The sequence below is a fragment of the Viridibacterium curvum genome (genome assembly GCF_039544165.1).
Taxonomy (GTDB): domain Bacteria; phylum Pseudomonadota; class Gammaproteobacteria; order Burkholderiales; family Rhodocyclaceae; genus Viridibacterium; species Viridibacterium curvum.
Genome location: NZ_BAABLD010000005.1, coordinates 56,711 through 79,696, shown reverse-complemented (window position 1 = coordinate 79,696; position 22,986 = coordinate 56,711). Strand labels below are relative to the sequence as shown.

Here is a 22,986-nt window from a genome sequence, read left to right as displayed (position 1 = left end):
TGGATAATCAGCGCAGCTCGGTGTGCAGCAAGCCAAGAATGCGCTTGACCGACGCAGGAGCGGCCGCACCACCCGTGCGGTTGGCAACGCGCACGACAGTCTTGTCACCTTCTGCCGCCACGCTGATGCGGAACAAATCCGTCTCGGCAGGCTTGTCGCTGCTCCAGAAGTTCAACCAGGAGAACCAGCCCTTGGACGGCTTGCCCTCCAGGTCGACATCGGTGATGTAGCGCACGAAGTAGTACCCCTTGGAACGATCACGATCCTCAACAACCATGCCGATACGATCCAGGCTCAAGCCAATTTGACGCCATGCGCGATCCAGCGGGTCATCCACGACCAGTTGCTGCGTGCCATCAGCGGCCGTGCCAAGGCGAGCCTTGTCGGGCGCAGCCTGCATGGCAACCGCCTGATTAGCCACGGCCTCTTCCGCACCGAATGCAATCATCATCCTGCGGAGCATGTCGAGCTCCTGCGACGGATCAGCCGGACGTGTCACCCACCCCAACGAAGCCTCTCGGCTCGACAGATCTGTTTGCTCAAGACCACGGTGGCTCACATAGATCTCGATGGTGCCGGGCTCGGCGCCGAGCTCCAGTCGCGTACGGAACTTGTCCTTATCCAGACCACCAGCCAGAGTACGGATCAGCGGAGCGTTCAGGAGGACACCTATGCCACTCTTGACACGTTTCTCCGCCCAATCGGTCTCCATAACGTAAGTCTTGGTGTTGTCGCTATCAATGGCGAAACCAAGATCCTCCCAGAACTTGCGTACCTGGGGCCAGACCGCATCCGCGGTGCCGTTCACGACCAGCCATTTCTGCGCCCCCGCCTTGACGATGCGCGCGTTTCCGGACTTGTCCGGAGAACTCACGGCTGCGGCAGGTTTGGCCTGTTGCGCCTGCTGTGCTGCTGCCTGCTGCCCCGAGGCCGTTGCCGAAGCACGTCGCGGATCGGGTGTTTGCAGACGCTCATCACGCGTCGGCGTGATCAAGTCGGGCGGTACTTCAAGCGCGCGGCTCGCCGGTTTCTCGACGCGCTTCGTGTCACTGCGATACACCGGATCCTTGTCCGAAGCACAGGCTGAAAGCAACAGTGCCAGCGCGCAAGCAGACAGGGTCAGGCATCCGCGAGCGGAGACGGAACGGAACATCATCGATTTCCTTTCAGTTGAGCGCACCGGCAGCGCGCATGGCGGCACGGATACGGTCATGGAATTGCGGGGACAGCGGCGTCAGCGGCAGACGCAGTGTGTGACCGACCATCCCCATCTCGGCGCAGGCCCACTTGACGGGAATGGGGTTGGCTTCAACGAAGAGATCGCGATTGAGGAGGAAAAGTTTCCGGTTCAGATCGAGCGCCTCGGCTACATTGCCTGCGCTCGCTGCAATACACAACTCGTGCATCAGGCGCGGAGCGACGTTGGCAGACACCGAAATCACGCCGTGGCCGCCGAGCAGGATGAAGGCCATCACGGCCATGTCGTCACCGGTGTAGAGCACAAAACCCTTGGGGGCACGCATCGCAAGGTCGGTAATGCGTTCGATATTGCCCGTTGCGTCCTTGATGCCGATGATGCCGGGCACTTCAGCCAGACGCAGCACGGTGTCGTTCTGCATGTCGGCAACAGTGCGGCCAGGCACATTGTAGAGAATCACGGGCAGGTCGACCGCTTCGGCAATCGCCTTGAAATGCTGGTACATGCCTTCCTGTGTCGGGCGGTTGTAGTACGGCACGACCGACAGACCTGCTACGGCGCCGACTTCCTTGGCGAAGCGCGTCAGCTCGATGGCTTCGGACGTTGAGTTGGCGCCCGTCCCGGCGATGACGGGAATACGGCCAGCCGCATGCTCGACGGCGACGCGGATCAGCGCGCAATGTTCCTCGACATCCACCGTCGGCGACTCACCCGTCGTACCGACGATCACCAGCCCGTCCGTTCCCTCGCGCACATGGAAATCGATGAGCGCACGGAAGCGCGGCCAATCGATCTGACCATCTTCCAGGAAGGGGGTAATCAGGGCGACGAGAGAACCGGTCAGCATGTCTTGCAAGCTCGAAAAATCGAATCCGCCATTGTACCCGAAGCCCTTGTCACGCTGCGCCTACAGCCCAGCAATGGCCTTGATGTGGGCGGTCACGCTGCGCCCCAACGCGGACAGGGCATAACCGCCTTCCAGCATCGACACGATGCGCCCGTTGCAATGCCGCTCGGCGAAACCACGCAGTTGCTCACTGATCCAGGCGTAGTCCACATCGAGCAGACCCATGGAGGCCATGTCGTCCTCGTAATGCGCGTCGAACCCCGCCGAGATGAACAGCATCTGCGGCTGGAACTCTGTCAGCGCCGGCAACCAGCCTTCCATCAGCAAGCTGCGCACGGCGTCACCGCGCGTCGCCGCTGGCAGAGGCGTGTTCAGCATGTTGTCGCCGCTCGGCGGCACCCCACAGTAGGGATACAGCGGGTACTGGAAAAAACTCACCATCAGCACGCGCGGATCATTGGCAAAGATGTCTTCGGTGCCATTGCCATGATGCACGTCGAAGTCAACGATGGCCACACGCTCCAGGCCATGCACCTCAAGCGCATGCCGCGCTGCGACGGCGATATTGTTGAAGAAGCAGAAACCCATGGCCTGTCCACGTTCAGCATGGTGACCGGGCGGGCGCACGGCGCAGAAGGCGCTGTCGACCTCGCCGCGCATCACCATATCGGTAGCCTTGATACCGGCGCCGGCAGCACGCAAGGCAGCCTTTAGCGTATGCGGGCACATGGCCGTGTCCGGATCAAGGTGCACGATGCCGCGCTCGGGCAGGGCCTCGATCAGCGCCCGAATGTAGGCCGGTGAATGCGCGCGCTGCAAGTCATCGATGGAAGCCTCAGGAGCCTCGACATTCTCGAGGAACATTTCCAGCCCCGACGCGATCAGCCGATCACGGATCGCAGAGAGGCGATCCGGCGACTCGGGATGCATGCTGCCCATGTTGTGCAGCCAACAATCAGGATGGGTGATGAACGCGGTGCCGGCCATTGAAACCCTTCACAGCAGAAACACAAACGACCCTGATTACAGCGCTGCGATAGCGCTGCAGCAATCGGCGCAAACCCCACGCGAAGGTCTGCGCCGCAGTACTTAGCCGATAACGTGCGAAAGCAGGCCGTCAGCCAGCTTGGGCTCGAACCAGGTCGACTTGGGCGGCATGATCTGATCTGCATCGGCCACGGCCATGAGATCTGCCAGCGTCGTCGGATACATCGCAAATGCGACCGCCATTTCGCCCGAATTCACACGCTTTTCGAGCTCAGGCAGACCACGGATACCACCTACGAAGTCGATGCGCTTGTCGCGACGCAAATCCGCAATGCCAAGGATGGGCGTCAGAAGGTGATCGGACAGCAAGCTCACATCAAGACGTACCACCGGGTCCTGCGGCACCAGCTCGGCCTTGATCTGCAAGCGATACCACTGACCCTTCAGGTACATACCGACTTCACCATGCTTTGCGGGCTTCACTTGCCCAGCAACCTTCTCCACCGAGAACGCCGTACCAATGCGCTCTACTAGCTGTGCTTCATTGAGACCATTCAGATCAGTCACGACGCGGTTGTAGTCAAGGATGGCCAGTTCGTGATCCGGGAAGATCACAGACAGGAAGTAGTTGTATGACTCGGTACCCGTATGCGCGGGGTTGGCAGCCTTGCGCGCCGCAGCGACACGTGATGCAGCGGCAGAGCGGTGGTGGCCGTCGGCAATGTAGAGGGCAGGCAGAGCGTCGAATTCAGCCGTCAACTTCTCAATCGTGTCGACATCGCTGATGGCCCAGACGGTGTGACGAATCGCATCGTCAGCCACGGCATCGGCCACCGGTTCGGTCGCCGTTGCTGCCTTCAGGATGGCATCCACCGCTGGCGCCTTCGGGTAAGCCAACAGCACGGGGCCAGTCTGCGCGCTCAGCGCTTCGATCTGGCGCACGCGATCATCTTCCTTGTCCGGACGCGTCAGCTCGTGGCGCTTGATGCGGTTCCGGTCGTAGTCAGCGACGGACGCAGCGGCCACGAGACCGGTCTGCACGTGCTGGCCCATGATGATGCGATAGACGTAATAGCAGGCACCGGCATCACGCACCAGCACGCCCGCGTCGATCATCTTCTGCAGGTTTTCAGCGGCCTTGGCGTACACGGCAGCCGAGTAGATGTCGGTGCCCGGCGGCAGGTCGATCTCGGGCTTCGAGATGTGCAGGAAGCTCCAGGGCTTGCCCGCCGCACGGTCACGCGCTTCGTCGCTGGAGAGCACGTCGTAAGGAGGCGCAACAATTTCCGGCGCACGACCGGCAGCGGGACGCAGACCGGCAAAAGCTTGAATCAGATGCATGCGTTTCTCTTTCTCGATAATTGATGTGCTTAGCGTGCTCGGGCGGCCACCACGCCCTTGAGCGCAGCGCAGCTTTCACGCAAAAGGGTTTCCGTGGTTTCCCAGCCAATACAGGCATCGGTCACCGAGCAGCCATACTTCAGTTCAGACAGGTTTTCGGGGATGGGCTGGCTGCCGTCCTGCAGGAAGCTCTCGATCATCACGCCGACGATGGACTTGTTGCCAGCCACGACCTGGCCGACCACATCGCGCATCACCAGTGGCTGCAGCTCCGGCTTCTTCCAGGAGTTGGCGTGCGAACAATCAATGATGATGTTCTGCGGCAGCTTGGCTTTGGCCAACGCCTGCTCGGCGAGCGACACGGACACGGTGTCGTAGTTGGGGCGCCCGCCACCACCGCGTAGCACGGTATGTGCGTACCTGTTGCCACGCGTGCGGATGATGGCCGCTTCGCCCGCCTCGTTGAGGCCAAGAAAACTGTGCGGACGCGATGCCGACAGCACGCCGTTCACGGCCGCATCCAGCGAACCGTCAGTGCTGTTCTTGAAACCCACCGGCGTCGACAGACCCGAGGCCATCTCGCGGTGCGTTTGCGATTCCGCCGTGCGCGCACCGATGGCGGTCCAGCTCACGAGGTCGCCGTAGTACTGCGGCGCAATCGGATCCAGCGCTTCAGTCGCAGCCGGCAGGCCGAACTCGGCCACATCCAGCAGGAAGCGGCGTCCACGTTCCATCCCTTCTTCGATGTGGAAGGAGTCATCCATGCGCGGATCGTTGATGAAGCCCTTCCAGCCCGTCGAGGTACGCGGCTTTTCGAAATACACGCGCATCACGATGCACAGCGTCTCCGAGAGCTCTTCCGACAGCTGACGCAGGCGGCGCGCGTACTCCAGACCGGCCGATGGATCGTGGATCGAGCAAGGTCCGACGATTACCAGGAAACGCGGATCCTGGCGGTCCAGCAAACGCTGCAGCGTGCGGCGCCCTTCGGTGACGGTCAGTGCGGCCGAATCGGTCAGCGGCACGCGCGCCTTGATCTCGGCCGGCGACGGCATGTGATCGAAGGATGCGACATTGAGGTTTTCAGTCGATGCGTGGCTCATGGGAGATCAACTCGCTGGTGAAAAATGCAAAAACCCGCCATGTGGCGGGTTTCTGGTGCAACCAATGTTCCGTCCGGCCTGGCCGGCGCGAAACACTTAACTCACTTGAGCTTGGTTTCCTTGTACGCCACGTGCTTGCGAGCAACCGGGTCGTATTTCATGAACTCAAGCTTTTCCGGAGTGGTGCGCTTGTTCTTGTTGGTCGTGTAGAAGTGGCCGGTGCCCGCCGAGGACTCCAGCTTGATCTTTTCGCGTCCGCCTTTTGCCATTTTTCAATACTCCTTAGACGCGCTCGCCGCGCTCACGCAGCTCAGCCAGCACAACGTCAATGCCGCGCTTGTCGATGGTACGCAGGCCGGCGTTCGAGACGCGCAGGCTCACGAAACGGTTTTCGGATTCAACCCAGAAACGACGGCTCTGCAGGTTGGGCAGAAAACGACGCTTGGTCTTGTTGTTGGCGTGGGACACGTTGTTGCCCACCATCGGGCCCTTGCCCGTAACGATACAAACTCGAGACATTTCTCGCTCCTGAACCTTGCAAACTCTGTGTGTTCTGTTACCCCGGACCTTGCGCCCGCCCTCTTCGGGAAGAGCCAATCTCGGGAAAGCCGCCGATTATACAAGGACTTTGACAAGTAGAGCAAGCCTGTTTTGGCTCCCCGGCAGCGTCAGAGCAAGCCGCGCTCGGCGAATGATAGCGGTCGCCCGGTGCCTGCCACCACAAAATGGTCCAGGGTCCGCACATCCACCACGGCCAACGCCTGTTTGAGACTCCGCGTCAGGAGTTCGTCCGCGTGGCTGGGCTCGGCCATGCCTGACGGGTGATTGTGCGCAAGGATCACGGCTGCCGCATTGTGGGCCAACGCCAGCTTGACGACTTCTCGGGGATAAACGCTGGTCTGCGTAAGCGTTCCGCGAAACAGCTCGACCGCGTCAATGAGACGGTTCTGAGCATCGAGCAGCAGCACCATGAACACTTCGTGCGGCAAGCCCGCCAACCGCAAGCGCAACCAGTCGCGCACCGCCTCGGGCGAGCCCAGCATGTCACGCTCCTTCATCGTCTCCCCCAACGCCCGGCGCGACATCTCCAGCACCGCCTGCAACTGGGCGTACTTGGCCATACCCATACCTGGAATGGCCTGCAATGCCTCGGACGAGGCGGCAAACAAGCCATTCAGGCTGCCGAAGTGCGCCATCAGCTCACGCGCCAGATCGACGGCGCTTTTACCGCGGATCCCTACTCTCAGAAAAATGGCAAGCAACTCAGCGTCCGACAAGGCTGCCGCGCCCTGCGCAATCAGGCGCTCACGGGGACGCTCCGTTTCGGGCCAATCGGTGATGGACACTTGCGCAGACTCCAGGCGATAGAATGCGCGGATTCTCTGTCAACTGAGCGCAAGGCATGGCCGCACTGACGGGCAAGACCATCGTACTGGGCATCACGGGCGGCATCGCGGCATACAAGGCGGCTGAATTGACGCGCCTGCTCGTCAAGGCCGATGCGCACGTGCAGATCGTGATGACCGAAGCGGCCACCCGCTTCGTCACGCCGATGACTTTCCAGGCCCTGTCCGGCAAGGCTGTCTGGACGGATCTCTGGGACGAGCGCGCCGCCAATGGCATGGCACACATCAACCTGACACGAGGTGCCGATCTCACGGTCATCGCGCCGGCCTCGGCAAATTTCATGGCACGGCTGTCGCAAGGCATGGCCGACGATCTGCTGACTACGCTGTGCCTGGCACGCGACTGCCCGCTGATGCTGGCGCCCGCCATGAACCGCCAGATGTGGGACAACCCGGCGACGCAGCGTAATGTGGCCCAGCTAGTAGAGGACGGCATACTGATTGTCGGCCCGGCCGCCGGCGAACAGGCCTGTGGCGAGACCGGCGAAGGCCGGATGCTCGAGGCGCAAGAGATCTTCGAGCACATCTGCGCCCGGTTCCAGCCACGCGTACTCGCCGGTCGACGCATCCTCATGACGGCCGGCCCGACCTACGAAGCGCTGGACCCTGTACGCGGCATCACCAATATCAGCTCGGGGCGCATGGGCTTCGCACTGGCGCGCGCCTGCGCGCAAGCCGGCGCCGTCGTTACCCTGGTAAGCGGCCCGGTGAGCCTGCCGACACCGCCGGGCGTAACACGTATCGACGTAAAATCGGCGCAGACCATGCGCGATGTGGTGATGAACGCTGTTGGCGCCCACGATGTTTTCATCGCCGTTGCAGCCGTGGCCGACTATCGCCCCGTGGCGCCGTCGACGGAAAAGATCAAGAAGAGCGCAGACCGTCTCAGTATCGAGCTGACACGCAACCCCGACATCCTTGCCGATGTCGCCTCCTTGCCAGCCCCGCCCTTCTGCGTCGGCTTCGCCGCCGAGAGCTCGAACCTGGACACCTACGCCCAGGGCAAGCTGGTCGCCAAACGCCTGAAGATGGTGGTTGGCAATCTCGTGCAGGACGGGATGGGTGGCATCAACAACCAGGTCGTCATTTATGACGCCAAGGGACGATACCCGCTGCCACGCGCCAGCAAGGAAGAGGTTGCGACAGGAATCGTTGCCCACCTTGCCAGCCTGCTGAACTGATTTGATTTACAACGAGCGGGCCACGCCCGCCCCACACTGACACCTCGCCATGCAAACCATCGACGTCAAGATTCTCGACCCCCGCATCAAGGACGCACTGCCCCAATACGCCACCCCAGGCGCCGCCGGCCTTGACCTGCGGGCCGCCCTGGAAGCACCGCTGACACTCACCCCCGGCGAAACCCATCTGATTCCGACCGGCATGGCGATCCACATTGCCGATCCGGGCTACGCCGCCGTCATCCTGCCGCGCTCTGGCCTGGGTCATAAGCACGGCATCGTGCTGGGCAATCTCGTTGGCCTTATCGACTCTGACTACCAGGGACAGCTTTTCGTATCGACCTGGAACCGTGGCAAGGACAGCTTTGTGATCCAGCCCATGGATCGCATCGCCCAACTGGTCATCATTCCGGTCCTGCAGGTGGCTTTCAATGTCGTCGAAGACTTCGCTGCGAGTGATCGCGGCGCCGGTGGATTCGGCAGCACCGGCAAGGGCTGATGGCCATGCAAAGCCTGTCGCGCTTGTTGTGGGCTTTTGCCCGGGCGCTTCTGATTGCGACGGTGTTCAACGCATCGACCGTCTCCGCTCGTGAAGTACCCGCCACCGGCACCATTGCGTTCTCCCAGCTGCCGGTCGAAGCGCGCGAAACCATTCAGCTCATCCGCCGCGGCGGGCCGTTTCCGTACTCGCGTGACGGTATCGAATTCCGCAACCGCGAGCGGCTGCTGCCACCACGACCGCGCCAGTACTACCGGGAATTCACGGTCCGCACCCCGGGCGAATCGACACGTGGCGCCCGCCGGATCATTGCGGGCAGCGATGAGGAGTTCTACTACACCGCAGACCACTACCGCAGCTTTCGCCGGGTGACGCCATGACCAGCTCACAATCCCTGCCCGATCTGGGCAATCCCGAAAGCAGCGGCCTCGTCAGTCTGACCACTGACCAGCTGGCCGAACTGCGCAAAACAACCCCTGCCAAGGGACTTTGCCTGCTCGAACTACCGCTGCGTGGCGTCCACGACGAGCCCAGCCTCTACGCCGCGTGCAGCCACTCGCTGCAGCTGCCCGAGTGGTTCGGCCATAACGCGGACGCGTTGGTCGACTGCCTGACGGACCTGTCCTGGCTGGATACAGACGGCTATGTACTCATCCTGCGCGAGCAGATTCCGTTCGCCAAAGCGCACCCAGATCTGTCAGCGCTGCTGCATGAATTGCTGCTCGATGTTTGCCTTTATTGGCGCGATGAAGGCAGGCTGTTCCTCGTCGCTGACGAAGCCGCTCCCGACCAGCCCCACTCGTGAATTTCAAGCGCCCGATCTCCGTTCTGGTGCTGGTGCATACACAGGACCTGCAGGTCCTGCTGCTGGAGCGCGCTGCACATCCCGGCTTCTGGCAATCCGTCACCGGCAGCCTGGAGCCGGATGAAACGCCGCGACAGACCGCCCAACGTGAATTGGCCGAGGAAACCGGTCTGCATGTCCGTACCGACGCATTGCAGGACTGGGCGCTGAGCAATCGCTTCGAAATCCTGCCGCTATGGCGTCATCGATACGCCCCGGGCGTCACCCACAACCTCGAGCATGTATTCAGCGTCTGCGTGCCGTCCGCCACCCCCGTCATCACCGCACCCGCCGAACACCGTGCCCAACAATGGCTGCCATGGCAGGCAGCCGCCGACCTGTGCTTCTCATGGACGAACCGCGACGCCATCCGCATGCTGCCACTGCGACTGGCCACAACACCGTCCTGCTCGCCCTGAACGCAAGGGCGCGAGCCGAGGCCGTCGAGGCGCCAGACTCCCCGACTACCGGGCAGCGTGCCGCAGAAACACCCCGACAAGCTGGCATGTTGCTGTCGCTGAAGAGAAACGCCGGGCAGGAAATTCCCGCCTCAAGCATGACTTCCAGATCATCAGCGCTCTCCCCAACGAAACGCAAAAGGCCGCGCGATAACGGATCAGCGGCACTCCTGGTGTGCCAACTGCCACGACAAGTTTCATGGCAAACAGGTAAGCTCGCGACTCTGCCTGAGTGCCGACAACTACAAAAACTACAAAACCAATAAAAACACCGGCGCATTCCACTCGTCGGCGCCTGGGACACGCTGTCCGCCAGCGTTAAATTTTTCACGGATTCGAACCGCAAGCACATCTGTCATTCTGCCGCACACAAGGATTCACGATGTCTCTCAGCAATTCACGTTTCGTCGCCCTGCTTGCATGTCTCTCGCTCAGTGCTTGCGGCGGAACGAGCGGTGGAAGTAGCTCCAATGTCGTTGGCAGCACGGCCGGCACCTTCTCTCTGGTGACCAACAGCTCTTCATCCAAGACAACAACGTCGTCCGGCGGCACTTCTTCTGCCGCCAGTTCGAACAATTTCGATACGACCATCACATTCACCCCGGTTCCCTCTGTACCGGGCAACGTCACCGCAGTCAGCCCGGACACCACAATCGACAACGGTACGGTAGTGACTTTCGGACAAGTCTTCCCGGCTGGTGAAATCGCCTCCGGGCAGGTCGTCCAGGCCCGCAACGGCGGCACCAACCTGCCGACCCAGACGATCGTCAAGCGTCGTCACCCCGACAACTCCATCCGCCACGCCATCATCAGCGTGCGTCTGCCAGCGGCGTCTGTGAGCTCGGGTCAGGCCACTGTTGCCATGACGCTGTCGGCCACGGGATCTGGCGCCTCCGGAACTCCCCTGACAGTCTCGGACGTAACGGGCGCCAGCAACCCCGACTACCGCGTGGAGATCATCGAGAAGAGCACCACTGCCAGTGGCGCCAGCACGCCGGAAACCGGTCTGCTGTGGGGCGCAAATCTCAAGGCATCCCTCAGCAACAATGCCGACAGCTGGATCAGTGGTCCCCTGGTGTCCGAATGGCGCTCGCGCGTTGCACCGACCGCGACCGGCATTTCCGGCGGCCACCCCGGCCTGCGCATCATCTTCGACGCACGCTACCAAAGCACCTCCCAAGGCCGCGTCTCGATCACGATGGAAAACGTCGAATCGAACAGCTCGCGCGGCGACCGTCTCTACAACCTGCGCATCTACCAGATCATCGGCGGCACAACTGATCTCGTCTATTCGGCAGATGACGTCAAACACTACGCTCACACGCGCTTCCGCAAGGTGTTCAATTTCGGCACCGGTAGCAAGGACATGCTGACCATCGCCGATACGGCCCGCCTGAAGAATGCCCGCGCCATTCCGAACTACGCAAACATCACCATCCCGGAAGCCACGCTGGCCAGCCGCTACAACGAATGGGTCAGCAGCAACCGCGGACTTTACCAACCGGGCAAGATCGTCCCAGGCATGGGCGGTACGGGTGGCCGTGAAGATATCGGCCCGCTGCCCGGCTGGACCGCCCGAGCAATGATCTCCGGTGATCCGCGCATGTACCAGGTCATGCTTGATCACGCTGATCGTGCAGGCTTCTGGAAAGTGCACTGGAGGGATACGCTCAAGCCAGGCGCGACGGTTGCGAATGCGCAGATCTTCAGCATCGACGATCATCCCAACTTCTCCCTGTTCAACCCCAGCTACGCTGCAGACTCCTATGTCGGCAGCTCGCACATGAACTGGAAGGGCGACTACATTCCCCCGACCAATCTGGCGCTGACCGAACCTCCCGGCTGGGGCCAGGACGACGCCCATGAGCCGTCGCTGTCCTATGTGCCCTACATGGTGACGGGTGATCGTTACTATCTCGATGAACTGTACTTTTACGCAGCCTGGCACCATATCCACTACCACTGGGGCTATCGCGGTGAGGACAAAGGCTGGTACGCCTCGAGCGTGACGCGTGAAGCCGCCTGGAAACTCCGTACCGGCGGACATGCCGCCTGGATTTCGCCTGACAGTGACTGGCAGAAGACCTACTTCACGACCAAGCTGAACAACAACTTCGACTGGTTCAGGACGACAGTCGTGCCGACGAATACGATCGGCTACTGGATTGGCTGGTCGGGCTTTGCTTCATACGAGCTGCCTTATTCGCCCGGCGGTGTCGCCGAAGTGGTCTCGCCCTGGCAGCATGACTTCATGGCTTACACGCTGTTCGAGCTGTGCGAAAAAGGCTATGCCGCAACAGATCTTCGCGACTTCGCGCTCTCGTTCTCTGTCAAGCGCTTCACCAGTGGTGCGGACTTCGACCGGCTGGATGGCGCGACGTACCGACTACCAGCAAAACTGACGTCCGGAGCAACGCTCACCAGCATGTCGCAGCTCAACTACTACGCATTCGGTGGCGTGAGCTATGCGACCCGCAATCCGACGATCCCGACAAAGGTTGCCGGCTACAACGACTCGAACGGCTACATTGGCATCGCAATGACCGCCCTCTCCGGCGCAATTGACTCTGCCGGCGCCGACACGACGATCCCCAGTTCGGGCTACGTGTTCCTGCGTGATCAAGCAATGTACGCAGGTAACGGCAACGCTGACCGCTCTGGTTATGTCAGCAATCCGACCTGGAACATCGTGCCCAGAAATACGGTGGTGGGTCTTTCCGAAGCCCCGGGCGTGTACACGAAGTAGGCTTCCAGACAACCGGGCAGCTGTACTGCTGCAGTAACGCAGACCGGGTAACATCCCGCACAACCGGCACAGATCAGGCAAGCTTCAGCCTGATCCGTGCCGTTCTTCTTAGGGATAGTTACTCACACAAATGATGCGCCTGCCCTCGCCAGGAACCGCAGCCTGGCTTCTCCTTGCCATCGCGCTGCTCCCGTTCGCCCTGTGCTCGCCCTTGCCACTGGGGGACTACATCAATCACCTGGCGCGGATGCACATCATTGCGGAGCTCCCCACAAATGAGCTGCTCAAGCAGTACTACGAAGTCCACTGGGCAGCGATCCCGAATCTCGCGGAAGACATGCTTGTTCCGCCTTTGGCGCTGCTGATCGGTGTCGAGCGCGCGCAACTGCTCTTTACCGCCTCAATCTTCATTCTGATCGTCACCGGCGTCCGGGCACTGCACAGGCAGCTGCATGGCAAATCCTCGTGGTGGCCGCTGGTTGTTTTCCTGCTGCTGTACAACCGCCAATTCCTGTGGGGATTCCTGAACTACCTCTTTGCCGTCGGCGTCATGCTCTGGCTGCTGACTTTCTGGCTCAAGGCCAGGGAGCAGCTGCGTCCCGCGACAGCCGTCCTGTTTGCGATTCCCACAACACTGCTCTTCTTCTGCCACTTGCACCCGCTGGCAGCTTTCGGGCTGTGCGTGGTCAGTATCGAGATCAACCGCTGGCACGCCGGCCAATCACTACGCACCCTCATGCTGGCACTTCTCCAGTTCGTACCCGGCGCACTCCTGATGCTGTTTGCCAGCCCCACGAGCGGGCGAGCGGGTGACATCGCGTTCGGCAGTATCTCGAACAAGGTCTCCGGGCTCCTGGACGCCTTCAACAACTACAACCTGCCCCTTGATGCCGTGACGGGTGCACTGTTTTTCGGGGCACTGGGCTTGGGGGTACTTACCGGTCGCATGCGCATTCACAAGGATCTGCGGCTCGCAGTCGTTGCGCTGCTGGTCTGCTATGCAATTGTCCCCAATGTACTGTTCTCGTCGTTTGGTGCGGACCGTCGCATCCTCATCGCCACGCTGATCATTCTCGTTGCGGCGCTCAGTACCGCCCCAGCAATCCCGAGGAAGTATCTGATGGCGGTCGCCGGCGTCGCCCTCGCCCTGTTCGGCGTGCGACTTGGAGTGATCGCGACAAACTGGAGCGCAGCCCAACAGGTTTATGAACGGCTCGACGCGGGCTTCGAACCCATCACCAAAGGCTCGCGCGTCGCCTGCCTGGTCGGAGAGCCGCTGGAGCCGTTCCTGCGCAATCCTCCCCTGGACCACTTCTGCAACCTCGCCGTCATCAAACGGCAGGTATTTACCAACGCGCTGTTTGCCGAACCCGGCAAACAAATTCTGCGGACTCGCTACAACGAAGACACTCCCTTCAATCGCAGCGAGTCACAGGAATACCGTTTCAGCGGCAATAGCTCACAGGTCGGCGCCATCAAAGACGTAATCACCCGCTTGCCACTGGATCGCTTCGATTGGGTTCTGATCTACCATGATCGATACTTCGGTGATCCCCGCCCACCCGAGCTGATCCGGGCATGGCGCGACGAGGCCGAGGATGCTAGCCTCTACCAGGTCAGGAAGCCCTGAAACATCGACTTGCCTGCTTCAAGATCCAAATCACAGTAACTTTCAACGCACGATTCCAATGTCCGACATTCCCCTCATCTCGCCGACGCACAAAGCTGGCGTTCTCGCTGAAGCCCTGCCCTACATCAAGCGCTTCTTCGACAAGACCATCGTGATCAAGTACGGCGGTAACGCCATGACCGACGAGCACCTCAAGGACTGCTTCGCGCGTGACGTGGTGCTGCTCAAGCTGGTCGGCATGAACCCCGTGGTCGTGCACGGCGGCGGTCCGCAAATTGACGACCTGCTCAAGCGTGTCGGCAAGCAAGGGCAGTTCATCCAGGGCATGCGCGTCACTGATGAAGAGACCATGGACATCGTCGAGATGGTGCTCGGTGGTCAGGTGAACAAGGAGATCGTTAACCTCGTCAATCGTCACGGTGGCAAGGCTGTCGGCCTCACCGGTGCCGACGGTGGCTTCATTCGGGCCAAAAAGCTGATGATGCCGAACAAGGACAATCCCGAGGAGCTGATCGACATTGGTCAGGTCGGTGAGATCACCGCCATCGACCCCTCCATCATCAGTTTCCTCGACTCCGGCGATTTCATCCCCGTGATCGCTCCGATTGGTGTCGGCCCCGACGGCGAGACTTACAACATCAACGCCGACGTCGTTGCAGGCAAGCTCGCCGAAGTGCTCAAGGCAGAGAAGCTGGTGCTGCTGACCAACACGCCTGGCGTACTGGACAAGGACGGCAAATTGCTGACCGGCCTGACGCCCAAACAGATCGATGATCTTGTTGAAGACGGCACGCTATCCGGCGGCATGCTGCCGAAAATCTCGTCAGCGCTGGACGCCGCCCGCAATGGCGTCCGTTCCGTGCACATCATCGACGGTCGTGTCGAACACTGCCTGCTGCTCGAAATCCTGACCCACCATGGCGTGGGCACGATGATCAAGAGCCACTGACGACTATCCCCTCCGCGGAGGGGATTGCGCCACCGCCTCGCCGCGATGCTCTTTACCTCTGCCGAGTTCATCCTCGTATTCCTGCCGCTCGTCCTCAGCGTTTTCTTTCTGCTGGGGCAGCGCTCGCATCCGCTCGCGGCCAGCTGGCTGTTCATTGCGTCAGTCGGGTTCTACGCATGGTGGATGCCGCAGTTCAGCATCTTGCTGCTGCTCTCGATCGCCTGGAATTACTTCGTCGGCCAGCGCATCATCGGTGGCGCGAGCAAAGAGCCTGGTGCGCGTGGCTGGCTGGTGCTCGGCATCACGGTCAATCTCGCCGTGCTCGCCTGGTTCAAGTACGCAAACTTCTTCGTCGACAACCTGAATCTCGCGTTCGGCACGCACTGGGCACTCGGCGCCATCACATTGCCCATCGGCATCTCGTTCTTCACCTTCACGCAAATCGCCTTTCTGGCCGACGCCTACCAGAAAGGCGTCAGCGAGCCCCGTGTGGCGCACTACGGCCTGTTCGTCACTTACTTCCCTCACCTGATTGCCGGCCCGGTGCTACATCACGCACAAATGATGCCGCAGTTCGGCGATGCATCGACCTATCGTTTCAACGCCGGCAACTTCGCGGCCGGTTCAGCCATCTTCATGCTTGGCCTGATCAAGAAGGTCGTCGTTGCGGATGGCATTTCACCGATTGCCGATGCCGTCTTCCACGGCTGCAGCGAAGGGCTGACGCCGGATCTGCTCGAAGCCTGGCTGGGCGTACTGGCCTACACGCTGCAACTCTATTTCGATTTCTCGGGCTACTCGGACATGGCCATCGGCTTGTCACGCATGCTCAATATCAGCCTGCCCTACAACTTCGATTCGCCCTACAAGGCACTGTCGATCATCGACTTCTGGCGGCGCTGGCACATGACCCTGTCGGCCTTCCTGCGCGACTACCTGTACATCCCGCTGGGCGGCAGCCGGCACGGCGCCTTCCGGCGTTACGCCAACCTCTTCACCACCATGCTGCTGGGCGGGCTATGGCACGGCGCGAGCTGGAACTTCGTCATCTGGGGTGCGCTGCATGGCGGCTATCTGATGATCAACCATGCGTGGCGCGCAGGCACTGCAGCCGTGTTGCCCGCCGCGATCCAGCAAGGCCGCGTCTATCAGGTACTGGCATGGGGCGTGACCCTGCTTGCCGTCATGGTCGGCTGGGTCTTCTTCCGCGCGACCGATCTGCACAATGCCAACGCAATGCTGATCGCCATGCTCAGCCAACCGGTGGCATTCGATGCCCCCCATACCCTGCTGTGGAATGCCGGCATCCATACCGGGGCGGCGCTGGCGTATTGCATCGCCGGCCTGACGTGCTGCGCGCTGATGCCGAACAGCAACCGCATCGGCGAGTGGTTCATCCGCTTCTGCAATGGCTCGACACGCTGGCCCGCGTTCGTGCTCGGCTTCGCCTGGGCAATCATTCTCTGCGCCATGCTGATCAACGCGACGCGCAGTGCGGTCAGCGCTTTCATCTACTTCAATTTCTGACATGCGCGCACTCCGCTTCCTCGCCGGTGTCATGGCAGCCCTGGTCCTGCTGGAGCTGCTGTGCCGCGCGTTGCCGGTGTCGACAGCTACACATACGGCCTACCACTTCGCGCCCGACATCATCACCTACCCGGCCCATCACAGTTTTACCCTGTCATCAGGCTGGGACCTCAAGAACGCCCAGCACCTGCGCAGCAATAACGCAGGCTTTCTCGACAGCCGCGACTTCACACACGACCCTTCGGCCATTGCGGTCATTGGCGACAGCTTCGTCGAGGCCAACATGCTGCCCGAAGCGGATCGACTGTCCCGTCAGCTGGAGCGCGAACTGGCCCAGACGCCGGTGTACGCCATGGGTGGCCCCGGCTCGTCACTGTTCGACTACCTGGCCCGCGCACGCTTTGCGCAAGAACGCTTCGGCATCCGCACATTCCTCATCGTCGTCGAACGCAGCGACGTCCGGCAAACCCTGTGCGGCTCGGGCAACACGCATGGCCCCTGCCTCGACGTCACCACGCTGCAGCCTGGCAACGACCGGCAGGCACCTGCTGGCAAGCTGAAGGCGCTGGCACGCGAGTCGGCGCTGGCGCAATACTTCTTCTCGCAGCTACGCATCAAACCCGAAGCGCTGGGAGCCCAGCTGTTCCCGCCGCGCAATCCGCAAGCCCCGCACCAGACGTCCGTACCGCCGGAAGACCAGATCGACGACAAGGCTGCCGACGAAATCATCCATCGCTTCTTTGCAGGCCTGGCCGCCATGCCGGACACCCGGTTCGTGCTCGTGCTGGACAGCGACCGCGAAGCCATCCACGCAGGACGTACGCCCAGCTCGCGCGTACTGACACGTTTCAAGGCAGCCGCCGCAACGGCCGGCGTTCCGATCGTCGACACCGCGCCACTCTTCGCCGCGCACTACAAGGCCAGCCCGCTGCGACTGGAAGTCGGCCCCTACGACAAACACTGGAACCCCCTCGCCATGGGCATCGTGGCGCGCGCCAGTGCGCCACTCTTCGCCAGCCCAGCGAAATAGCTCTGGCAGCTCGCCGTACCTGAAGGCATATTTCACACCGCAGACGCAGCAAAACGCTATGCTCTGCGCGGCCTCACGAGGGGCCCACATCGTCCCGATCACCCACCCGCCCCCGACATGTCCGGCCAGCCTCCCTCTCTGCCCCCACTTTTCGTCGACCTCGACGGCACCCTGATCAAGACTGATCTGCTCGTCGAGAGCGCGCTGGCGCTGCTCAAGCAGCAGCCCTGGATGCTGTTGCCCATGCTTGGCTGGCTGCTGCGTGGCAAGGCCCACCTCAAAGCGCAGATCGCCGCACGTGTCACACTGGAGTCGGACTCACTGCCTCTGCACGCGCAATTCGTCGAATATCTGCAGGCCGAAGCTGCCAACGGACGCGAGATCTGGCTCGCAACCGCCTCGGATGCCCGCCTCGCTCAACCGGTTGCTGACCGCGTCGGCCTGTTTCGCGGTGTCATCGCCAGCGATGGCGAACGCAACATGCGCGGCAGCGAGAAGCTCAAAGCCATTGTCGCAATCAGCCCGATCTTTGACTACGCCGGCAATGCCACCGCCGACTACCCGATCTGGGAAAAGTCACGCAAGGCCATCGTCGTCAATCCCGGCAGTGGCGTCGAAACGGGTGCGCGCGCGCGCGGCGACGTCGAACGCGTCTTCGAGAACCGTCCCACTGCACTGCGCGCCTGGATCAAGGAAGCCCGGCTCTACCAGTGGCTCAAGAATCTGCTGATCGGTGTGCCGCTGCTCACCGCACATGCGTTCAACGCGCAGAGCTTCGTCACGGTCGGCGTGGCCTTCCTGGCCTTCGGCCTGGTGGCTTCGGCAACCTACATGTTCAACGACCTGCTCGACCTGCCGAGTGATCGTCGTCACCCGCGCAAGTGTCGCCGTCCGTTCGCTGCGGGCGACATCAGCATCACCAGCGGCATCATCGTGATGGGCTTGCTCCTCGCCGCAGGCATCGCAGCGGCTTGCTGGGTGTCGCCGAATTTCCTGCTCGTGCTGCTGGGCTACCTCGTCGTCACACTGTCGTACTCGCTGTACTTCAAGACCTACATGCTGATCGATGTGCTGCTGCTCGCTGGCCTCTATACCCTGCGCATCATGGCGGGGGCTGTCGCCATTGACGTGCCGCTGTCGTCCTGGCTGCTGGCCTTCTCGATGTTCGTCTTCCTCAGCCTTGCCCTCGTCAAGCGTGCTTCCGAACTGGTCGCCATGGAGAAGCTGGAACGCGAACACGCCAAGGGCCGTGACTATGGCCGCAGCGACCTGCAGACCGTCATCAGCCTCGGCGCTTCAGCGGGCTATCTGTCGGTGCTGGTGCTGGCGCTCTACGTCGACTCGCCCTACGTCGCCTCCCACTACAGCCGTCCGCACCTGCTGTGGCTGCTCTGCCCATTCATGCTGTACTGGATATCGCGCCTGTGGATGAAGACCACACGCGGCCAGATGCATGACGACCCCATCGTTTTCAGCCTGCGTGACCGCGGCAGCTGGGCCAGCTTCGTCGCCATGGCCGCCGCCGTACTGGTCGCGATGTAAGGCCCGCACACCATGAACCTCCATCCCCGCCTGCTACTTGCCCTGCTGCTTGTCGGCACCGCCCTGTTGTTCCTCGGCGCCCCGCACGATGGCGCCTTCTACTGGAGCGATGCACCACGCCACGCGCTCAACGGCGTCTTCGTTAAGGACCTCGTCCTCGCGATGCCCTGGCGCGATCCCTCTGGTTACGCCTATGCCTACTACGCGCAGTACCCGGCACTGACCATCCTGTTCTACCCCCCATTGTTCTACGTCATCAGCGCACCGTTCTATGCCCTGTTCGGTGTCTCGCACGAGACGGCCTTGCTGGTCGTCTGCCTGCACTACATGGCATTTGCATGGGGTTGCTGGCGCCTGTTCCGCTTCTGGCTACCCGACACGCAGGCCGCGCTCGCGGCGGCGCTGCTGGTGTGCGCGCCCGAAATCGCATTCTGGGGTCGCCAGGTCATGCTCGAAGTGCCAGCGCTGGCCTTCATGATCTGGAGCGCCGTCTGCTTCATGCACTACCGGCGCGCAGGCCGCACGCTGCACCTGACGCTCGCCATCTTCCTGCTGGTCGCCGCGATGTACACCAAGATCACGGCCGCCTTCCTCGGCCCGGTCTATCTGCTGTGCCTGCTGCATGATCGCGGCCTGAGTGCGCTGCGTGATCGCAAACTGTGGTTCATCGCCATTGCTGCGGTGCTGGCACTGGTGCCCCTCGTCGTGCTGACACTCAAGTTCGGGCAGGCCAATGTGCAATCGGTCAGCGGCATTGCCGATGCCGAAGTGTCGCGTCGCAGCCTCGCTGGCTGGCTGTGGTACCTCAAGCAGCTGCCGGGGCAACTCGGCGTGCCGGTGCTCGCTGTCGCCATTGGCGGCCTCGTCGCTGCACGCTGGCTGGCACGCAAGGATCTGCAGCGCGGTGACGCCTTCTTCTGGCTGAGCTGGTTTGTCGTGGGCTACCTGTTCTTCTCCGCCATCGACCTCAAGGAAGCGCGCCACAGCGTCTTCATCCTGCCGCCCGTGGTGGCCCTCGCAGCTTTCCTGCTGACGCGCCTGCCGCGCGCCTCGCTGGCCACCGCTGCGCTGGCGGCATTGAGCCTCGCCGTCGTTGTGCAAACCGTTTTCTTCCGTCCCGTGCTCAAGGTCGAGGGCTATGCACAGGTCGTCGACTGGGTGGCCCAACATGCCCCACGCGACAGCGCCGTGCTGTTCTCCGGTTACCGCGACGGTTCCTTCGTCTTCAACATGCGCGAACGCGAAGACCGGCGTGATCTCACCGTCGTGCGCGCCGACAAGATCCTGCTGCGCGTCGCTGTGCGCCGCGAACTGGGCGTTGAAGAAAAGCCACTGAGCGAGGCCGACATCTCCGAACAGCTCAACAAGCTGGGTGTGAAGTACCTCGTCGTACAGCCCGGTTTCTGGAACGACCTGCCTGCCATGCAGCGCTTCGAGCGGGTCATCGCCAGCGCGCAGTTCAGGCAGGTGGCACGCTTTGACACGCCCGCCAACTACCCGGCGCACGAGAAAGAACTCGTGATCTACGAAAACCTCGGCCCGGTCGCTACAGGTCCGCGTGAGCAAAGCATCGACTTGCCCATCATCAACCACACGATCAAGTCGCAACGCTGAGCCCAGGCAGCACAACCAGAACCATGAAGACCCTCATCATCGCCATTGTCAGCATCCTCTTTTCGGTCGCAGCCCAGTTCTCACTCAAGGCCGGCATGTCAGGCGCTGCGCTCAAGGCCACGCTGGCCGAGCCTTCCACGATCCGCACCGTGTTCGCCGTGCTCTTCGACAAGTACGTTTTCGGCGGACTTGCGCTCTACGCGCTCGGTGCCATGGTGTGGCTGGCCGTTCTGTCGAAGTGGGACGTCAGCAAGGCTTACCCGCTGGTGGGGCTGGGTTTCTTCTTCACCGCCGCCGTCGGCTTCATGATGGGCGAGCAGGTCACGCCGCAACGGCTGGTCGGCGTCGCGCTGATCTGCGCTGGCGTGTTCGTCGTCGCCCGCAGTTGAGAGTCCGCCACGCGACTCAGCTTGCGCAGAAGGACTCGAGAAACTGCTGGCTCAATACCTCAAGCCGCAGCTGCGCTGCGACAGACGAGAAAGTGTGATCAGCCTCTTCAACTTGCGAGAGCGGCAAGTTGCGTCCCTCGGCGATCTGGAGGAAGGCTCGTCCCGTCAGATCCTGACCGGCGACCACAATCTGCAGTTTCACGGCGCACCCATCCAGCGCCGCCAGCAAGCGGACCGCGAGTGACTCGACCTGGCTCTCTGGCGTCGCCTGGGGAGCCGCAGACCGGGCACGCCACCAGTTCGTGACGTAACCCTGCAGAGCCGCAACGACGCCGACCCGACCGCTCAACAACTTGCGCCAGAACTCCGGCGACAGGAAGCGCTGGCGGTAATACCCCCGCATCGCTCTGGCTTGCGCCTGCTCCGACTGCAGCCAGGGGTTCACCAGGAACAAGCCGGCGACACGCGGCGCGTCGCGCGCAAACAAGGCGGCCGCACTGGCGCCGTCACAGAGCCCCCACAACACCACCCGCTCGGTGCCGGGCACCGCTGCGATCAGGGCGTCCATCGCGGCCTGAATGACATCCGCGTTATCCGCAAAATCGCGCACCTCGCCTTCGGCGTCGCCCAGTCCGGGTAGATCGAAGCGCAACACGGGAAAACCGCTGGCGGCCAGCACGCGCGCCAGCGAAATGAAACCGCGATGACTGCCAGCCCGCGTCTGCATCCCGCCTGTCACGAAAACAACACCGGGCCCGCGAGCTCCTCCCGCTGGCGGATGCACCGTGCCCACCAGCCGCGGCGCATGCTTCTGTGCGAGCGAAAAGACGATGGGGAAAGTCGTGGTCAGCGTCATGCGGCCAGCTTCCCGATCAAGGCCGCGCTGGCACGCCCCAGTCCGGGCGTCAGCGGCGCCTCGTGCTGCAACCAGAACTGCGGCGCCGCCACGACCTCGCTGAGAACCTGTACGCCCTGCGAGCGCCAGTTGTCACACTGTCGCGCCAAGCCCGGCGAGTGTGGCGGCAAGACACCATCTGTCTGAAGGGAGCGGAATTCGAGACACGCCAGTCGGGGCGCACAATCGACAGCCCAGGACATGCCACGTGATGCCAGCACGCCGGCCAGCTCTGCAGAAAGCGTAAAGCCTGCGACGTCCACACTGCGCCCCGCCGCCAGCTCATCGCGCAGATCAGCCAGAATGCTCGCAGCATTGCCGGCAAAACTTCCGCCCGCGTCGGCGGCCCAGGTCGAAGCCAGTTTGAGCCGCAGGAAGCTATCCAGCACCGTCCTGCCATCCATGGCGGGCTGCCAGCACAGCAAACCAGCGGGCATCACCTGCGCGGCCACATCGGCCGCCAGCAGATTGCCGGCGCGCACCCCTGCCAACCACAACGGCGCCGACACCCGCTCACGCAACCAGCCGGCGGCGAGCCCCACATGCCGGCACCAGACATCCCAGCGCGCGCTGGCGAAATCGTCGTCACTCTCTCCCGTACCCAAGGGATCGATCAGCAGGCTGGAAAAACCCTCTGCCTGACATTCCCGTGCGGCAGCCACCAGATGGCGGCGGGCGCAGTGAGCCTCTTCCGCGAACGGCGGCAGCCACAGCAATGCCCCGCGCGGCGTGCCATTGGCAGGGAGATGCAGTCCGTAAATGCGCCCTTCCGGTGTCGGGAGATAGAAGGGTTCCATCTG

The 22,986-nt window shown here is 62.2% G+C and carries 23 protein-coding genes; 13 read left to right on the top strand and 10 right to left on the bottom strand.

Annotated elements, in window-relative coordinates; all coding sequences use genetic code 11:
• Positions 1 to 7: 7 nt before the first annotated feature.
• From bamC to radC, 8 genes are all read right to left on the bottom strand, one after another.
• Positions 8 to 1,153 carry an NlpB/DapX family lipoprotein gene (gene bamC / locus ABEA02_RS04565; RefSeq protein ID WP_345531671.1) on the bottom strand — a complete coding sequence of 382 codons (1,146 nt, stop codon included), beginning with the start codon at positions 1,151 to 1,153 and terminating at the stop codon, positions 8 to 10.
• A gap of 13 nt (positions 1,154 to 1,166) precedes the next feature.
• Positions 1,167 to 2,045, bottom strand: coding sequence for a 4-hydroxy-tetrahydrodipicolinate synthase (gene dapA, locus ABEA02_RS04560; RefSeq protein ID WP_345531670.1), 879 nt, complete (start codon positions 2,043 to 2,045; stop codon positions 1,167 to 1,169).
• Between the two features lie 60 nt (positions 2,046 to 2,105).
• On the bottom strand, positions 2,106 to 3,032 hold the full coding sequence (locus ABEA02_RS04555; RefSeq protein WP_345531669.1) for a histone deacetylase family protein: 927 nt from the start codon (positions 3,030 to 3,032) through the stop codon (positions 2,106 to 2,108).
• Positions 3,033 to 3,134: 102 nt separating this feature from the next.
• Positions 3,135 to 4,373: a DUF1015 domain-containing protein gene (locus ABEA02_RS04550; RefSeq protein WP_345531668.1), complete on the bottom strand. Its 1,239-nt coding sequence runs from the start codon at positions 4,371 to 4,373 to the stop codon at positions 3,135 to 3,137.
• A 29-nt stretch (positions 4,374 to 4,402) separates the two neighbouring features.
• Positions 4,403 to 5,476: a 3-deoxy-7-phosphoheptulonate synthase gene (locus ABEA02_RS04545; RefSeq protein ID WP_345531667.1), complete on the bottom strand. Its 1,074-nt coding sequence runs from the start codon at positions 5,474 to 5,476 to the stop codon at positions 4,403 to 4,405.
• 101 nt (positions 5,477 to 5,577) lie between these two features.
• Positions 5,578 to 5,745 (bottom strand): 50S ribosomal protein L33, encoded by a 168-nt coding sequence (rpmG, locus tag ABEA02_RS04540; protein WP_345531666.1) that lies wholly within the window; start codon positions 5,743 to 5,745, stop codon positions 5,578 to 5,580.
• A 13-nt stretch (positions 5,746 to 5,758) separates the two neighbouring features.
• Positions 5,759 to 5,995: a 50S ribosomal protein L28 gene (gene rpmB, locus ABEA02_RS04535; protein WP_345531665.1), complete on the bottom strand. Its 237-nt coding sequence runs from the start codon at positions 5,993 to 5,995 to the stop codon at positions 5,759 to 5,761.
• 149 nt (positions 5,996 to 6,144) lie between these two features.
• Complete coding sequence (gene radC, locus ABEA02_RS04530) at positions 6,145 to 6,822, bottom strand: RadC family protein (RefSeq protein WP_345531664.1); 678 nt, start codon at positions 6,820 to 6,822, stop codon at positions 6,145 to 6,147.
• Between the two features lie 56 nt (positions 6,823 to 6,878).
• On the opposite strand from radC, the gene coaBC reads away from it, so the two are divergent.
• The 13 genes from coaBC to ABEA02_RS04465 all read left to right on the top strand — a co-directional run bounded on the left by coaBC (position 6,879) and on the right by ABEA02_RS04465 (position 21,291).
• Positions 6,879 to 8,063 carry a bifunctional phosphopantothenoylcysteine decarboxylase/phosphopantothenate--cysteine ligase CoaBC gene (gene coaBC / locus ABEA02_RS04525; RefSeq protein ID WP_345531663.1) on the top strand — a complete coding sequence of 395 codons (1,185 nt, stop codon included), beginning with the start codon at positions 6,879 to 6,881 and terminating at the stop codon, positions 8,061 to 8,063.
• Between the two features lie 49 nt (positions 8,064 to 8,112).
• On the top strand, positions 8,113 to 8,562 hold the full coding sequence (gene dut / locus ABEA02_RS04520) for a dUTP diphosphatase (protein WP_345531662.1): 450 nt from the start codon (positions 8,113 to 8,115) through the stop codon (positions 8,560 to 8,562).
• On the top strand, positions 8,562 to 8,942 hold the full coding sequence (locus tag ABEA02_RS04515) for a guanyl-specific ribonuclease (RefSeq protein ID WP_345531661.1): 381 nt from the start codon (positions 8,562 to 8,564) through the stop codon (positions 8,940 to 8,942). Before dut ends, ABEA02_RS04515 begins: the two co-directional genes overlap by 1 nt.
• Complete coding sequence (locus ABEA02_RS04510) at positions 8,939 to 9,367, top strand: barstar family protein (protein WP_345531660.1); 429 nt, start codon at positions 8,939 to 8,941, stop codon at positions 9,365 to 9,367. The genes ABEA02_RS04515 and ABEA02_RS04510 overlap by 4 nt, the downstream gene beginning before the upstream one ends.
• A complete protein-coding gene (nudB, locus tag ABEA02_RS04505; protein WP_345531659.1) occupies positions 9,364 to 9,825 on the top strand; it encodes a dihydroneopterin triphosphate diphosphatase in 462 nt (153 codons plus the stop codon). Before ABEA02_RS04510 ends, nudB begins: the two co-directional genes overlap by 4 nt.
• A 421-nt stretch (positions 9,826 to 10,246) precedes the next feature.
• Positions 10,247 to 12,610: a hypothetical protein gene (locus ABEA02_RS04500; protein WP_345531658.1), complete on the top strand. Its 2,364-nt coding sequence runs from the start codon at positions 10,247 to 10,249 to the stop codon at positions 12,608 to 12,610.
• Between the two features lie 130 nt (positions 12,611 to 12,740).
• The gene (locus ABEA02_RS04495) at positions 12,741 to 14,240 is read left to right on the top strand and encodes a hypothetical protein (protein WP_345531657.1); all 1,500 of its coding nucleotides are present in this window, start codon (positions 12,741 to 12,743) and stop codon (positions 14,238 to 14,240) included.
• A 58-nt stretch (positions 14,241 to 14,298) separates the two neighbouring features.
• Positions 14,299 to 15,189 carry an acetylglutamate kinase gene (argB, locus tag ABEA02_RS04490; RefSeq protein WP_345531656.1) on the top strand — a complete coding sequence of 297 codons (891 nt, stop codon included), beginning with the start codon at positions 14,299 to 14,301 and terminating at the stop codon, positions 15,187 to 15,189.
• Between the two features lie 24 nt (positions 15,190 to 15,213).
• A complete protein-coding gene (locus tag ABEA02_RS04485) occupies positions 15,214 to 16,716 on the top strand; it encodes an MBOAT family O-acyltransferase (RefSeq protein ID WP_345531655.1) in 1,503 nt (500 codons plus the stop codon).
• A gap of 1 nt (position 16,717) precedes the next feature.
• Positions 16,718 to 17,746 (top strand): hypothetical protein, encoded by a 1,029-nt coding sequence (locus ABEA02_RS04480; protein ID WP_345531654.1) that lies wholly within the window; start codon positions 16,718 to 16,720, stop codon positions 17,744 to 17,746.
• A 117-nt stretch (positions 17,747 to 17,863) separates the two neighbouring features.
• A complete protein-coding gene (locus ABEA02_RS04475; protein ID WP_345531653.1) occupies positions 17,864 to 19,288 on the top strand; it encodes a UbiA family prenyltransferase in 1,425 nt (474 codons plus the stop codon).
• A gap of 12 nt (positions 19,289 to 19,300) precedes the next feature.
• Positions 19,301 to 20,902 carry an ArnT family glycosyltransferase gene (locus tag ABEA02_RS04470; protein WP_345531652.1) on the top strand — a complete coding sequence of 534 codons (1,602 nt, stop codon included), beginning with the start codon at positions 19,301 to 19,303 and terminating at the stop codon, positions 20,900 to 20,902.
• A gap of 23 nt (positions 20,903 to 20,925) precedes the next feature.
• Positions 20,926 to 21,291, top strand: coding sequence for a DMT family transporter (locus ABEA02_RS04465; protein WP_345531651.1), 366 nt, complete (start codon positions 20,926 to 20,928; stop codon positions 21,289 to 21,291).
• A 16-nt stretch (positions 21,292 to 21,307) separates the two neighbouring features.
• Here the strand turns inward: ABEA02_RS04465 and ABEA02_RS04460 are convergent, their stop codons facing one another.
• Together ABEA02_RS04460 and ABEA02_RS04455 are read right to left on the bottom strand one after the other, a co-directional pair.
• Positions 21,308 to 22,147, bottom strand: a complete 840-nt coding sequence (locus tag ABEA02_RS04460) for a hydrolase 1, exosortase A system-associated (protein WP_345531650.1) — start codon at positions 22,145 to 22,147, stop codon at positions 21,308 to 21,310.
• Positions 22,144 to 22,983: an alpha/beta hydrolase family protein gene (locus tag ABEA02_RS04455; protein ID WP_345531649.1), complete on the bottom strand. Its 840-nt coding sequence runs from the start codon at positions 22,981 to 22,983 to the stop codon at positions 22,144 to 22,146. The genes ABEA02_RS04460 and ABEA02_RS04455 overlap by 4 nt, the downstream gene beginning before the upstream one ends.
• Between the last annotated feature and the right edge of the window lie 3 nt (positions 22,984 to 22,986).